Annotated in this window: 13 protein-coding genes, 1 tRNA gene and 1 pseudogene; 2 read left to right on the forward strand and 13 right to left on the reverse strand. The window is 71.4% G+C overall.

Annotation, left to right across the window (positions count from 1 at the left end):
• Positions 1–34 precede the first annotated feature (34 nt).
• From AC3EN4_RS00435 to AC3EN4_RS00455, 5 genes and pseudogenes are all read right to left on the reverse strand, one after another.
• Complete coding sequence (locus AC3EN4_RS00435; protein ID WP_435203989.1) at positions 35–412, reverse strand: GntR family transcriptional regulator; 378 nt, start codon at positions 410–412, stop codon at positions 35–37.
• Positions 413–420: 8 nt separating this feature from the next.
• Positions 421–1,344: a YhjD/YihY/BrkB family envelope integrity protein gene (locus AC3EN4_RS00440; protein WP_422738231.1), complete on the reverse strand. Its 924-nt coding sequence runs from the start codon at positions 1,342–1,344 to the stop codon at positions 421–423.
• A gap of 80 nt (positions 1,345–1,424) precedes the next feature.
• Positions 1,425–2,006 (reverse strand): 2'-5' RNA ligase family protein, encoded by a 582-nt coding sequence (locus tag AC3EN4_RS00445; RefSeq protein ID WP_422738230.1) that lies wholly within the window; start codon positions 2,004–2,006, stop codon positions 1,425–1,427.
• Between the two features lie 14 nt (positions 2,007–2,020).
• Entirely contained in the window at positions 2,021–3,046 is a 1,026-nt protein-coding gene (gene trpS, locus AC3EN4_RS00450; RefSeq protein WP_435203990.1) for a tryptophan--tRNA ligase, read from the reverse strand.
• Between the two features lie 162 nt (positions 3,047–3,208).
• A pseudogene (locus AC3EN4_RS00455) lies at positions 3,209–4,210 on the reverse strand (hemolysin family protein); the annotation flags it as partial.
• Positions 4,211–4,379: 169 nt separating this feature from the next.
• Here AC3EN4_RS00455 and galE point away from each other — a divergent pair.
• Both galE and galK read left to right on the forward strand, forming a co-directional pair.
• Positions 4,380–5,363, forward strand: a complete 984-nt coding sequence (galE, locus tag AC3EN4_RS00460) for a UDP-glucose 4-epimerase GalE (RefSeq protein ID WP_435203991.1) — start codon at positions 4,380–4,382, stop codon at positions 5,361–5,363.
• Positions 5,360–6,529: a galactokinase gene (gene galK, locus AC3EN4_RS00465; protein ID WP_435203992.1), complete on the forward strand. Its 1,170-nt coding sequence runs from the start codon at positions 5,360–5,362 to the stop codon at positions 6,527–6,529. The genes galE and galK overlap by 4 nt, the downstream gene beginning before the upstream one ends.
• A 210-nt stretch (positions 6,530–6,739) precedes the next feature.
• Here the strand turns inward: galK and AC3EN4_RS00470 are convergent, their stop codons facing one another.
• The 8 genes from AC3EN4_RS00470 to AC3EN4_RS00505 all read right to left on the reverse strand — a co-directional run bounded on the left by AC3EN4_RS00470 (position 6,740) and on the right by AC3EN4_RS00505 (position 14,436).
• Entirely contained in the window at positions 6,740–8,068 is a 1,329-nt protein-coding gene (locus tag AC3EN4_RS00470) for a sulfate adenylyltransferase subunit 1 (protein WP_435203993.1), read from the reverse strand.
• Entirely contained in the window at positions 8,068–8,979 is a 912-nt protein-coding gene (gene cysD / locus AC3EN4_RS00475) for a sulfate adenylyltransferase subunit CysD (RefSeq protein WP_435203994.1), read from the reverse strand. The genes AC3EN4_RS00470 and cysD overlap by 1 nt, the downstream gene beginning before the upstream one ends.
• A gap of 65 nt (positions 8,980–9,044) precedes the next feature.
• On the reverse strand, positions 9,045–9,875 hold the full coding sequence (locus AC3EN4_RS00480; RefSeq protein ID WP_357124581.1) for an inositol monophosphatase family protein: 831 nt from the start codon (positions 9,873–9,875) through the stop codon (positions 9,045–9,047).
• A 135-nt stretch (positions 9,876–10,010) separates the two neighbouring features.
• Positions 10,011–10,601, reverse strand: a complete 591-nt coding sequence (pth, locus tag AC3EN4_RS00485; protein WP_435203995.1) for an aminoacyl-tRNA hydrolase — start codon at positions 10,599–10,601, stop codon at positions 10,011–10,013.
• A 93-nt stretch (positions 10,602–10,694) separates the two neighbouring features.
• On the reverse strand, positions 10,695–11,393 hold the full coding sequence (locus tag AC3EN4_RS00490; protein WP_422738222.1) for a 50S ribosomal protein L25/general stress protein Ctc: 699 nt from the start codon (positions 11,391–11,393) through the stop codon (positions 10,695–10,697).
• 311 nt (positions 11,394–11,704) lie between these two features.
• On the reverse strand, positions 11,705–12,685 hold the full coding sequence (locus tag AC3EN4_RS00495; RefSeq protein WP_355048964.1) for a ribose-phosphate diphosphokinase: 981 nt from the start codon (positions 12,683–12,685) through the stop codon (positions 11,705–11,707).
• A 57-nt stretch (positions 12,686–12,742) separates the two neighbouring features.
• Positions 12,743–14,293, reverse strand: coding sequence for a bifunctional UDP-N-acetylglucosamine diphosphorylase/glucosamine-1-phosphate N-acetyltransferase GlmU (gene glmU, locus AC3EN4_RS00500; protein ID WP_435203996.1), 1,551 nt, complete (start codon positions 14,291–14,293; stop codon positions 12,743–12,745).
• 71 nt (positions 14,294–14,364) lie between these two features.
• Positions 14,365–14,436: transfer RNA gene (locus AC3EN4_RS00505), tRNA-Gln, on the reverse strand.
• Between the last annotated feature and the right edge of the window lie 7 nt (positions 14,437–14,443).

Below are 14,443 nucleotides of genomic sequence, written 5' to 3' on the forward strand. Positions count from 1 at the left end.
GATGCGGTGGCGGGGGGCGCTTCCCCCTTTCGGCTCAGTCGTGTCGGTTCGCGTCCAGGGCGGCACGGACGAGCGCGACGGCGCGATCCGGGGACACGCCGAGCCGCCGCGCCTCGGCGGCGTACTCGACGGCGACCCGGTGCAACCGGTCGACGGCGTCGTCCCGCCCAGGGGCGACGAACGTGCCGTTGCGTCCCCGGGTCTGCAACAGTCCGGCCGACTCCAGTTCCCGGTACGCCCGCGCCACCGTGTTCGCGGCCAGTCGCAGGTCGGCCGCGAGCTGCCGGACGGTCGGCAGGCGACTGCCCACCGGCAGCCGGCCGTCGCCGATCAGCTCGGCGAGCTGCACGCGCACCTGCTCGTACGGCGGCACCGGCGAGTCCTGGTCGACGGTGATCAACACGTCGGACATGTCGGCCCTCACCCCGCACCGCCCGGAGCGCCGGGATCGGTGTCTTCGTCGATATCCACCACGGGGGCGCCCTCCGCCAGGTCCACCACGCGTCCGCGCCGGCTGGTCGCCAGCAGCGCCGCGCCGAACAGCACCAGTTGGTTCAGCAGGTAGAGGTAGAGCAGCAGACCGACCGCTCCGGCCACCACGGTGTACGCCGGATTCCGCTCGGTGCGCACCACGTAGTACCTCCCCACCGTGTTGAGCAGCGTGATGCCGACCGCCACCAGCAGCACCACCGGACGCAGTCGGGACCGACTCATCCGCAGCCGGGGCACCGCGAGCAGCAGCGCGGTGGCGAGCACGGCGTTGACCAGCACACTGAGCACGGCGCTGACGGTGGTCAGGCCGACCGAGCCGGTGCTGCGTAACAGGAAGCGCAGCAGTGATTCCAACGCGTCCACCGCCGCCACACTGAGGCCGAGCAGCACGAAGACGCCGATCATCACCCCGAGGTCGACCAGCCGCCGGACCACGAGGTTGCCGGGCTGCTGGTTGAGCGCGTACATGAGCCGCTGTGAGGAGCGGATCGCCTCCACCCAACCGATCCCGGTGAACACCAGGATGACCAGGCCGACCACGCCGACCGTGCCGCTGGAGTTGGCGATCTGCTGCGCGTCCAGGAACGGCAGGTTCTCCTTCAGGAACCCGGCTGCCGCCTCGCTGACCTCGTCGTTGTCCTCCAAAATCGCGCCGAAGACGGAGTACGCGACCAGGGCGAGCGCGAAGACGGCGAAGAACCCGTAGTAGGCGATCGCCGCGGCCAGCCGCCCCGCCAGCACGTCGGCGTAGAGCGTTCCGGCCCGCCACACGTGGTCGAACAGGCCCGACCGGGAGCGCGCGGCACCCACCCAGCGGTCGATGCCCGCCTCGATCCGGCCGATCACGTTCACGCGATCATCCTCGCCGATCTCCCGGCGCCGTCCCGGCAACCGGCACAAGAGCGCTCGCCACCCGGCGCGTCGCCGGAACGTCAGTCGCCGAGGCGGAAGTCCCGGCGGGGCTGCCACCGGGCCTGCCCACTGTGCGAGAACAGGGTGAACCCGTCGACCTCGAACATCGCGGAGAAGTCGGCCAGGTCCTCGTACACCTTGTCCAACGCCTCCGGAGCGACGTCCTGCGCCACGGTGACGTGCGGATGGTACGGAAAGCGGGTCTGGCGGTGCAGGCCCGGCGCGGCCGCGATGGCTGCGGCCAGCAACTCGCACTCACTGATGCCGGCGGCCACCGCGACGAACACCACCTGCGTCACCGGCCGGAACGTACCGGTCCCGCGCAGATGCAGCGTGAACGGCAGGTGCGCGGCGGCCACGGCGGCCAGGTGCCGCTCGACGCCCGGCAACACCTCGGTCGGGATCTCGGTCGGACCGAGCAGCGTCACGTGCGCGGGCACCGCGAGCGGGTCACCCGCCTCGACGCGCCGCCGGGTGAGCTGCGCACCCCACGGCTCCGGGATGTCCACCGCGATGCCGATCTGCACCGTGTCGCCCGACGACGGCGCCCCGCCACTGCGATCCACGCCCCGTGCCGCCACCTCGGCCACCGACTCGCCCACCCCTCCCCGCGGCGCTATTCGCCGCGCACCGGCGGGAAGAAACCCACCCGCTCGTACGCGGACCGCAGGGTCGCGCCGGCCACCGACCGGGCCTTCTCCGCGCCCGCGGCGAGGAGCTTGTCCAGTTGGGCCGGGTCGTCGAGGTACGTGCGCGTGCGCTCCTGGATCGGACGGACGAACTCCGCCACCACCTCGGCCAACTCCTTCTTGAGGTCGCCGTAGCCGCGACCGGCGAACGCGGACACCAGGTCGTCGATGCTCCGCCCGCTGAGCGCCGAGTAGATGGTCAACAGGTTGGACACGCCGGGCTTGGTCTCGGCGTCGAAGACGATCTCCCGACCGGTGTCGGTCACCGCGGAGCGGATCTTCTTCGCCGAGCGGGCCGGGTCCTCCAGCAGGTCGATGATGCCGGCCGGCGAGGACGACGACTTGGACATCTTCGCCGTCGGGTCCTGCAGGTCGGTGATCTTCGCGGTGTCCTTGACGATGTGCGGCGCGGGCACCGTGAACGTCGCGCCGAACAGCGAGTTGAACCGCTGGGCCAGGTCGCGGGAGAGCTCCAGGTGCTGGCGCTGGTCCTCGCCGACCGGCACGGCGTTGGCCTGGTAGAGCAGGATGTCGGCGGCCTGCAGGACCGGGTAGGTGAACAGCCCGACGCTGGCCCGCTCGTTGCCCTGCTTCTGCGACTTGTCCTTGAACTGGGTCATCCGGCTGGCCTCGCCGAACCCGGTGATGCAGCCGAGCACCCAGGCCAACTGCGGGTGCTCGGGCACCTGCGACTGCACGAACAGGGTGCTGCGCTCCGGGTCGATACCGACCGCGAAGAGCTGGGCGGCCGCCACCCTGGTCCGCTGGCGCAGCACCGCCGGGTCGTGGCCGGCGGTGATCGCGTGCAGGTCCACCACGCAGTAGAAGGCGTCGTGGGTGTCCTGCAGGGCCACCCAGTGCCGCACGGCTCCCAGGTAGTTGCCGAGGTGGAACGAGTCGGCCGTCGGCTGGATGCCGGAGAAGACGCGGGGTCGCTCGGGAACGTCGGGCATGACGATAATTCTGTCAGCAAGCATGCGGGGCCGTCATGACGGGCCGGCGCGTCGGCCCCGGCCGGCCGCTGTCGGGGCGCTGACCTCGCGTGGCCCGCTCGTCCCCACCCGCCGACCCGGCCCGACCGCGCTGCCGCGCTGCTGCCCCGCCGCGCCCCGGTCCGCCTCGCGCGGGTGGCCCACCGCGGGATCGCGCCGCTGCTCCGGCACCCGGGCCGCGGTCACCGCGAGCCGGGCCACCCGGCGTCCGTCCAGGGCCAGCACCCGCAGCAGCCACCCGTCCGCCGGGGCCGCCGGATCTTCTCCCCCGCCGTCGGACGGCTCGGCGGGCACCGGCACCTCGTCGCCGGTCAGCGGCAGGCGACCCAGCACGGCCATCACGTACCCGCCGACGGTCTCGTACGGGCCGGCGGGCAACGCCACCCCGGTCCGCTCGGCGAAGTCGGCGAGGTTGAGCCGGCCGTCGACCACGGCCGGCAGGCCGGCGTGGGTCGGGTCGGGCGTCGGGTCGTACCCGTCGTGGATCTCCCCGACGAGTTCCTCGATCAGATCCTCCAGGGTGACGATGCCGGCGGTTCCGCCGTACTCGTCCACCACCACCGCCAGGTGGTGGCCCTCCCGGCGCATCTCGGTCAGCGCGGCCAGGACCCGCTTGCTCCCCGGCACCTGCTTGACCTCACGGGTCAGCTCGCCCACCGTGCGGCAGGGGTCGGCGTCCGGGCGGAGCAGCACGTCCCGCAGGTGCACGAACCCCACCACGTCGTCGTGGGTGCCGTCGGTGACCGGGTAACGGGAGTGCGTCTCGACCCGGACCAGCCGGGCGGCCTCGGCGATGGTCAGCCGGGCCGGCAGGAACACCACCTCGGTGCGGGGCATCATCACCTCGCGGACCAGGCTCGCGCCGGCCACCAGCACTTCGTCGATGATCCGCCGCTCGTCCGGGTCGAGCACCGTGTTGACCGCCACGAGGTCCCGCAGTTCAGCCTCGGAGATGCGCTCCCGGCCGGCCGCCGGACCGGTACCGAGCAGATCGGTGACGAGCCGGGTGGCCCCGTCGGCGGTACGCACCAGGATCCGGGCGACCGCCCGCGCGAGCGGCCCGGGGTCACGGCGGGACCTCTTCCGCACGCGCCGCCGGAGCCCGGAACGGGCCGCTTCCCGCATGACAGAGATGGTAGACACCGGGTGCCCACCGCACCGGAGATGTGCGGGTCTGTTTAAACGTGAGAGATTATGATGGAATAGCCGGCGGCGCGATCCACACCGCTCCCGAGCGCCGCCGTAGGGTGATCACGAGGGCCACGTCCCGGCGGGCCAGGCAGGAGGCAACGACGTGAAACTGCTCGTCACCGGGGGTGCCGGCTTCATCGGCAGCGTGGTGACCCGGATGCTGCTCGACGCCGGCCACCAGGTCGTCGTCCTGGACGACCTGCGCACCGGTCACCGCGAGGCGCTCGCTCCGGACGCGACGCACGTCGAGGCGTCGATCCACGACGCCGCCCGGGTCATCACCCCCGACGCCGGTTTCGACGGGGTGCTGCACTTCGCCGCCCTCATCGCCGCCGGCGAGTCGATGGTGAAACCCGAGCTGTACTGGGAGAACAACACCGTCGGCACGCTCGCTCTGATCAACGCGGTCCGCGCCGCCCGGGTGCCCCGGATGGTCTTCTCCTCCACCGCCGCCGTCTACGGCAACCCGACCGAGCTGCCGATTCCCGAGACGGCGGTCAAGGCGCCCACCAACACGTACGGCGCCACCAAACTCGCGGTCGACATGGCGCTGACCTCCGAGGCCGTCGCGCACGGGCTGGCCGCGGTGTCCCTGCGCTACTTCAACGTGGCCGGGGCGTACCTCGCCGGCGACGTCGCGCTCGGCGAGCGACACGACCCGGAGACCCACCTCATCCCGATCGCGCTCGAGGTCGCCGCCGGCCGGCGCGAGAAGCTCCAACTCTTCGGCGACGACTACCCCACCGTGGACGGCACCTGCGTGCGCGACTACATCCACGTCGCCGACCTGGCCCGCGCGCACCTGCTCGCGCTGGATGCCGCCACCGCCGGTCAGCACCGCATCTACAACCTCGGCAACGGAAACGGCTTCACCAACCGCCAGGTGGTCGACGTGGTCCGCGAGGTCACCGGTCGGCAGCTCCCGGTCGAGGTGGCGCCGCGCCGCGAGGGTGACCCGGCCGAGCTGGTCGCCTCCTCCGCGCTGGCCCGGGACGAGCTGGGTTGGGTACCGCGCAAGCCCACCCTGCACGACATGGTCGGCGACGCCTGGGCCTTCTACCGCGCACACGTCCTGGAGCAGTCATGACCGCCCCCACCGGCGACGTGGTCGAGCGGGCCGCCGCCGGCTTCACCGACCAGTACGACGCGCAGCCCACCGGCCTCTGGGCCGCACCCGGTCGGGTCAACCTGATCGGTGAGCACACCGACTACAACGACGGGTTCGTGCTGCCGTTCGCGCTTCCCATGCGTACCGTGGTCGCCGCCGACCGGCGCGACGACGAACGCTGGACGGTCTGGTCCGAGCTCTCCGGCGAGACGATCACCTTCGCCGCCGACGACGTGGCCGAGCCCGGCCGGGTGACCGGCTGGGGCGCGTACGTGGCCGGGGTGGTCTGGGCGTTGCGCGACGCCGGCCACGCGGTGCCCGGCGCCCGGCTGGCCATCGCCTCCGACGTGCCGCTGGGCGCCGGGCTCTCCTCGTCGGCCGCGCTCGAGTCGGCGGTGCTCGCCGCCCTGCTCGACCTCGGTGGGCTGGAGTTGCCCGCCGAAGGGCAGCCCCGGCTGGCGCAGCGGGCCGAGAACGTCTACGTGGGCGCACCGACCGGCATCATGGACCAGTCCGCGGTGATCCGCTGCCGCGCCGGACACGCGCTCTTCCTCGACTGCCGCGACGAGTCTGTCGAGCACATCCCCTTCGACCTGGACGCCGCCGGGCTGGCCGTGCTGGTCATCGACAGCCACGCGCCGCACCGGCACGCCGACGGTGAGTACGCCGCCCGCCGCCGGTCCTGCGAGGCCGCTGCCAAGGCACTCGGCGTCCCCGCGCTGCGCGACGTGACCGTCGACGAACTCGATGCCGCCCTGGCCCGCCTCGACGACGCCGAGACCCGTCGCCGGGTGCGGCACGTGGTCACCGAGGACCAGCGCGTGCTCGACACCGTCGCGCTGCTGCGCGCCGGCCGGGTCCGGGACATCGGCCCGCTGCTCACCGCCTCGCACGTCTCCATGCGCGACGACTTCGAGATCACCGTCCCGGAGATCGACACGGCGGTCGAGGCCGCGCTGTCGGCCGGCGCGCTGGGCGCGCGCATGACCGGCGGCGGTTTCGGCGGCTGCGTCCTGGCCCTGGTCGAGACCGACGGAGTCGAAGCGGTGGCCGACGCGGTCCGGACCGCCTACGCCGACCACAACTACACGGCCCCCACCGCCACCCCGGTCCTCCCCTCCCCCGGCGCCACCCGCCTGCGCTAACCCTGAACCCCCGCCCCCAACCCCGCCCCGCCCCGCCCCCAGCCCGCGCCGATCTTGCACTTTCTGTGGCGACATAAGGTGCGATTACTGACCTATGGACAACAAAAAGTGCAAGATCGGCGCGGATCAGGGGCAAGGTCGGCGCGGATCGGGGCAAGGTCGGCGCGGGTCAGGGCAAGGTCGGCGCGGGTCAGGGGCGGGTGACGCGGGTCAGGCGGCTTCGACGATCATGGCGGCGCCCACCGTGCGGTTGGTGGTCTCGTCGATGATGACGAAACCACCGGTGGTGCGGTTGCGCCGGTACTCGTCGGCCAGCAACGGCACCGTCGTACGCAGCCGTACCCGGCCGATCTCGTTGAGCCGCAGCTCGTCCGCCGACTCGTCGCGGTGCAGCGAGTTGATGTCCAACCGGTAGTGCAGCCCGCGCACGATCGCCCGCGCCGACCGGGTGGTGTGCTTGATCGCGTACCGGCCACCGACCCGCAGCGGGGCCGTCTCGTCCATCCAGCAGACCATCGCCTCGATGTCCTGGGCGACGGCGGGCGCGTTGTTCGGCCGGCAGATCATGTCGCCCCGGGAGATGTCGATCTCGTCGGCCAGCCGTACCGTCACCGACATGGGCGGGAAGGCCTCCGCGACCGGCCCGTCGGCGGTCTCCACGGCGGCGATCCGGCTGGTGAAGCCGGACGGCAGCACCATCACCTCGTCGCCCGGCTTGAGCACACCCGAGGCGACCTGGCCCGCGTAGCCGCGGTAGTCGGTGACCGTGGTGGACTGCGGGCGGATCACGTACTGCACCGGGAACCGGACGTCGACCAGGTTGCGGTCGCTGGCGATGTGCACCCGCTCCAGGTGGTGCAGCAGTGACGGGCCCTCGTACCACGGCATGTTCTTCGAGCGGGCGACGATGTTGTCGCCGCGCAGCGCGGAGATCGGCACCACGGTCAGGTCCGGTACGTCGAGCTTCGCGGCGAAGGCGGTGAACTCGTCGGCGATCTGCTCGTAGACCTCCTGCGACCAGTCGACCAGGTCCATCTTGTTGACGCACAGGACCAGGTGCGGCACCCGCAGCAGCGAGCAGAGGAACGCGTGCCGGCGGGACTGCTCGACCAGGCCCTTGCGGGCGTCCACCAGGATCAACGCCAGGTCGGCCGTGGACGCGCCGGTGACCATGTTGCGGGTGTACTGGATGTGCCCCGGAGTGTCCGCGATGATGAACTTGCGCCGAGGGGTGGCGAAGTAGCGGTACGCCACGTCGATCGTGATGCCCTGCTCCCGCTCGGCGCGCAGGCCGTCGGTGAGCAGCGCGAGGTTGGTGTACTCGTCGCCCCGGGCCGCGCTGACCGCCTCCACCGCGGCCAACTGGTCGGTGAAGAGCGACTTGGTGTCGTACAGCAGCCGGCCGATCAGGGTCGACTTGCCGTCGTCCACGCTGCCGGCGGTCGCGAACCGCAGCAGGTCCATGGACCGGGCCTCCGGCCCGGCCCCGGTAGCAGCCCGCGCCTCCGCATTCGCCGACGCCAGGGTCTCGGTGCTCATCAGAAGTAGCCCTCCCGCTTACGGTCCTCCATGGCGGCCTCGCTGACCCGGTCGTCACCACGGGTCGCGCCGCGCTCGGTGATCCGGGTGGCCGCCACCTCCTCGATGACCTTCTCCACGGTGTCCGCGTCCGAGCGGACCGCCGCGGTGCAGGAGGCGTCGCCGACGGTGCGGTAGCGCACCTGCGCCTTGAACCGCTCCTCGCCGGCGCGCGGCCGGAAGAACTCGTTGACCGCGTAGAGCATGCCGTCGCGCTCGATCACCTCGCGCTCGTGCGCGTAGTAGATCGACGGCAGCGGGATGCGCTCGCTGGCGATGTAGTGCCAGACGTCCAGCTCGGTCCAGTTGGACAGCGGGAAGACCCGGATCGACTCGCCCGGGTGGTGCCGGCCGTTGTAGAGCGACCACAGCTCCGGACGCTGGTTCTTCGGGTCCCACTGGCCGAACTCGTCGCGGAAGCTGAACACCCGCTCCTTGGCCCGCGCCTTCTCCTCGTCGCGGCGGGCGCCACCGAACAGCGCGTCGAAGCGGTGCTTCTCCACCGCGTCCAGCAGCACCGGCGTCTGGATGCGGTTCCGCATGCCGTCGCCGGACTCCCGGACCAACCCGCTGGCCAGGGCCTCCGGCACGCTCGCCACCACCAGTTGCAACCCCAGCTTGGCGACCCGCTGGTCGCGGTATTCCAGCACCTCGGGGAAGTTGTGCCCGGTGTCGACGTGCATGACGGGGAAGGGGATGTTGGCCGGGGCGAAGGCCTTCTGCGCCAACCGCAGCATGACGATCGAGTCCTTGCCGCCGGAGAAGAGCAGCACCGGACGTTCCATCTCGGCGACAACCTCGCGCATCACGAAGATGCTCTCCGCCTCGAGTGCGTCCAGGTGGGAGACCCGGTAGGCCGCGGGGGAGGTCATGACACTCGCTCGCTCATCCGATTTCCAGACCTTTCCGGTCGGACATGTCAAGAAGTGCGCTCAGGCTACCCGGAATGCCTCTGCAGCGCTGCAAGCAACCGGCTGGCGAGATCCTTGCGACAGACCAGCAGGTCCGGCAGGCGCGGATCCGCCTCGTTGTATCGAAGCGCAGAACCGTCGATCCGGGAAGCGTGCAGTCCGGTGGCCGTCGCCACAGCAACCGGTGCCGCCGAGTCCCACTCGTACTGCCCACCGGCATGGATGTACGCGTCCACCTCGCCGGTCACCACCGCCGCGATCTTCGCTCCGGCCGACCCCATCGGCACCAGGTGCGCGCCCACGTCCTCGGCCAGGTCGGTGAGGAACACCGGCGGCCTGCTCCGACTCGCCGCGAGACGGATCTTGCGCTCACCGGCGGTCGCCGCCTCGACAGTCATCGGTGGGTACGCCGGCGGATAGTCGGTGCCCAGCACCCGGTGCTGCGCCGGCAACCCCACCGCACCGGCGACCAGCCCGTGCGGGCTCGGCGCGCTGCGCGCCCAGAGCGCCACGTGCACCGCCCAGTCGGAGCGGCCCTCCTCGGCGAACTCCCGGGTGCCGTCCAACGGATCGATGATCCAGACCCGGTCCGCGGTCAGCCGGGACACCGCCCCGGCGTTCACCTCGGCCGCCCAGGCCAACCGCGAGCCCTCGTCCTCCTCGGAGAGCACCGCGTCCCCCGGCCGCCACCGCGCCAACTCGGTGCGGATCAGGTCGTGCGACACCTTGTCCCCGGCCGACTTCAGCGCCCCGGTGTCGGAGAAGCCCAACTCGGTGCGCAGGTCCAGCAGCGCCTGGCCGGCCCGGGAGGCCAACCACCGGGCGAACGCCCCGTCGATCATCGGAGGACTGCCCATCTGCCCGCTCCCGTCGCCTCGCCGCGGCCCGTGCCCGCACGCACCGATCGGCCGCGACCCGCGTCGCCGGTCACGGCACGCCGAAAGGCGCAGACTACCGGCCCGGCGTTTCCGATCCGGTACGCACCGCCCGACTCAACCCCCGTGATACAGGTTCTGGGTCGGCTCCACGCCCTTGACGATCACCGACTCCACCACGTCGGCAGCCCGGTCCACCAGGAAATCAAGCTCCTTGCGCTCGGCCGCGCCGAAATCCGACAGTACGAAATCCGCCGGGTCCTGCCGCCCCGGCGGACGACCCACCCCGAACCGCACCCGGACGTAGTCCTTCGTGCCCAACGACTTCGACATCGACCGCAGGCCGTTGTGCCCGCCCTCGCCGCCGCCGAACTTGATCCGTACCTGGCCGAAGTCGATGTCCAACTCGTCGTGCACCGCGACCACCTGCGCCGGGGGCACCTTGTAGAACTGCGACAGCGCCGCCACCGGCCCACCCGAGAGGTTCATGTAGGTCAGTGGCTTCGCCAGCACCAGCTTCGGACCACCGAACCCCAGCCGCCCCTCGGCGACCTCGGCCACCGCCCGCTTGTGCCGGCCGAACCGCGCGCCGACCCGCCCGGCCAGCAGCTCGGCCACCATGAACCCGACGTTGTGCCGGTTCCCGGCGTACTCCCGGCCCGGGTTGCCCAGGCCGACCACCAGCCACGGTCCCGCCTCGTCCGTCACGACCCGCCCCTTTTGGATACGTCTCTACCGACTCCCGATACGCCGGCAGGCGCCCCCGATGCTCGGGAGCGCCTGCCGCACGTTACGAACCGATCAGGCCTCGGTGCGCGCCTCGGTGGACTCGTCGCCCTCGGCGGCCGGGGCGGCGTCCGCGCCCTCGGAGCCCTCGGTGGTCTCGCCGACCTCGGCCTCGGCCTCCTCGGTGGCCGTCTCGACCTCGGGCAGCGTCGCCTCGAGCTGCTCCGCCGTCGGCGCGGCGGTCACCGACGCGACCGGCAGCTCCGAGTCGGCGGCCAACTCCACGCCGGACGGCAGATCGACGTCGCCGGCGGTGATCGTGGTGCCCGCCTCGGCGCCCTCGATCGACGCCTCCAGGTGATCCGGCACCTTGGTGGCGTCGGCGGTCACCGAGAGGGTGTCGTGGTCGTGCACGATCAGGGTGTCCTTCGCGGCCTCACCGGTCAGCTGGACCGGGACCTCGACGGTGACCTTCTCGCCGCGGCGGACCAGCAGCAGGTCCACGTGCTCGAAGGTGTCCTTGATCGGGTCACGCTGGATCGCCTTCGGCAGCGCCAGCACCTGGGTGCCGTCGGTGATGTCGATCGCGAAGAGCTGGTTGGCGCCACCCTTGCGGATCGCGGCGGCGAACTCCCGCGACGGCAGCGCGATGTGCTTGGGCTTCTCGCCGTGGCCGTACAGCACGGCAGGCACCTTGCCGGCCCGGCGGGTACGACGGGCACCACCCTTGCCGAACTCGGTGCGGGGCTCGGCGCTGATCTTTACCTCGGACACGGGGAAACTCCTGATGCTTCGCTGCGGCGGCTTGTCGTCTGGCGGTGCTGGGGCGAGGGGCTCGCTGGGGCTCATGCGTCATGAACGACTGCCCGGAGCACCGCGTCGATGACGGTGCCTCCGTGCGGCGCTTTTCAGCGGCCCGCCGGGCACCCTCGCCGTGGCAACCGCACCAGTCTACCCGAGCCAATTCCCAGGTTTCCGGCAGTCCCCGGTCACGGCTCCAGGCTGACCTGCCGGCGGTGTCTTCCGTCGGCAGATCAGCCCGTTTCGACCAGTTTGTCAGTCTTACCCGCCGAGCCCGGCGAGGTTCAGCTCAGGCCACCGAAGAGGGTGGTCACCGAGCCGTCGTCGAACACCTCCCGGATCGCCCGCGCCAGCAGCGGCGCGATCGACAGCACGGTCAACTTGTCGAGCTGCTTCTCCGGCGGCAGCGGCAGCGTGTTGGTCACCACGACCTCGCTGATCGGGCTGTTCTTCAACCGCTCGGTCGCCGGGTCGGACAGCAGCGCGTGAGTGGACGCCACCACGATCTCCGCCGCGCCCGACTCCTTCAGGATGTCCGCCGCCTTGGTGATCGTCCCACCCGTGTCGATCATGTCGTCGACGATCAGGCAGACCCGACCCTCCACCTCGCCGACCACCCGGTTCGCCACCACCTGGTTCGGCTTCATCGGGTCCCGGGTCTTGTGGATGAACGCCAGCGGGCAACCGCCCAGCCGGTCGGTCCACCGCTCGGCCACCCGCACCCGGCCCGAATCCGGCGCCACCACGGTCATCGGCCGGCCCGCGTACCTGTGCTCCACGTACTCGGCGAGCACGTCCATCGCGAAGAGGTGATCCACCGGCCCGTCGAAGAAGCCCTGGATCTGCGCGGTGTGCAGGTCGACGGTGAGGATCCGGTTCGCACCGGCGGTCTTCAGCAGATCCGCCACCAGTCGGGCCGAGATCGGCTCCCGACCCCGGTGCTTCTTGTCCTGCCGCGCGTACGGGTAGAACGGCAGCACCACGGTGATCCGCTTCGCCGAACCCCGCTTCAACGCGTCCACCATGATCAGGGTCTCCATGACCCAGGTGTTCACCCCGTGCGTCACGGACTGCACCACGAAGGCGTCCGAACCACGCACCGAATCCTTGAACCGTACGAAGATCTCACCGTTGGCGAACTCGTACGCGTCGGCCGGCGTCGGTGCCACGCCGAGCACCTCGCCGATCTCCTTGGCCAACTCCGGGAAACCCCGTCCGGAGAAGAGCATCAGGCTCTTGCGGTTTTCGGCGACGATGCTGCCCATGGGCCCGTCTGCTCCCGTTTGTCGGCGGTACCCGGCCCGGTGGTGGTGGGTCGGGGACTATTCGGTTGCAGTATCTCCCGCGCCGGACGCACCGCCCACCGTCTCGGCCCGCCCGTGCATTGCCTCACTGTCACTTGCGGTGCCGCCCGTCTCCGACGCACCCTTCGCGTCGCCGGACCGCTGCGCACCGCGGGCACGTTGCGCGGCCTCGGCCGCCGGCGTACCGGCCCGCCGCAGCACCACCCAGCCCTCGATGTTGCGCTGCCGCGCCCGGGCGACGCCCATCGCGCCCGGCGGCACGTCGTCGACGATCACCGAACCGGCCGCCGTGTACGCGCCGTCGCCCACCTCGACCGGCGCCACGAACATGTTGTCCGCGCCCGTGCGGGCGTGGCTGCCGATCACCGTGCGGTGCTTGTTGACTCCGTCGTAGTTCACGAAGACCGACGCGGCACCGATGTTGCTCTGCTCACCGATCGTCGCGTCACCCACGTAGGTCAGGTGCGGCACCTTCGAGCCCGCCCCGATCTCGGAGTTCTTCACCTCGACGAACGTGCCGACCTTCGCCTTGTCGGCGAGGCGCGCGGCCGGCCGCAGGTACGCGTACGGCCCCACGCTCGCGCCCGCGCCCACCTCGGCGCCGACCGCGTGGCTGCGCACCACCGACGCGCCCTCGCCCACAATCGTGTCGACAAGTGTGACGTCCGGCCCGACCAGCGCGCCCGCACCGACCACCGTGGCACCGCGCAACTGGGTGTTCTGGTCGATCACCGCGTCCCGGTCCAGCGCCACCGTCACGTCGATCCACGTGGTCACCGGGTCGAGCAGACTCACCCCGGTACGCATCCACGCCTCGTTGACCCGGTCGCGCAGCAGCCGGCGCAGCGACGCCAACTCGACCCGGTCATTGCAACCGAGCGTCTCGACATGGTCGACGGCCACGTGCACCGCGACCGGCTCCCCGGCCGAGCGGAGCAGGCCGAACACGTCGGTCAGGTACTCCTCGCCCTGGTCGTTGTCCGTGGAGAGCTTGCCCAACGCGGCACGCAGCCGGGCCGCGTCGAAGGCGTAGATGCCGGCGTTGATCTCGCGGATCGCACGCTGCGCCGCGTCGGCGTCGCGCTCCTCGACGATCTGCTCCAGCCGGCCGTCGGCGTCCCGGACGATCCGCCCCAGCCCGGTCGGGTCGGGCACCTCGGCGGCCAGCACGGTGGCCGCCGCGGCGGCCTCCTCGTGCGCGGTCACCAGCGCGCCCACCGTCTCCGGGCGCAGCAACGGCACATCTCCGTTGATCACCACGACCGTGCCGGCGCCGTCCGGCACGGCGTTCAACGCGATCCGCACGGCGTGCCCGGTGCCGAGCTGCTCGGCCTGCAGCACCGGCGTGGCGTCGGGGGCGATCTCGGCGAGGTGGGCACGAACCTGGTCGGCGCCGTGGCCCACCACGACGACGGTCCGGTCGGCGGCCAGCGGCGCCGCCGCGCTCAACACGTGGCCCAGCAGCGTACGGCCGAGCAGGGGGTGCAGCACCTTGGGCAGTGTCGACTTCATCCGCTTGCCCTCACCGGCGGCGAGTACGACGACGGTACGAAGGTGGGGCTGGGGCACGACGTGGCTCCCGTCGGGACGGCGGACACTCTCGCGGCCATGCTAACCACGCCCGAGATATCCGATATGAGCTGGGGTGCCTGGATTCGAACCAGGAGCTCAAGACTCCAAAGGTCTGCGGGTTGCCGTTACCCCACACCCCATCAATCT

It is taken from the genome of Micromonospora sp. bgisy143 (genome assembly GCF_057708145.1).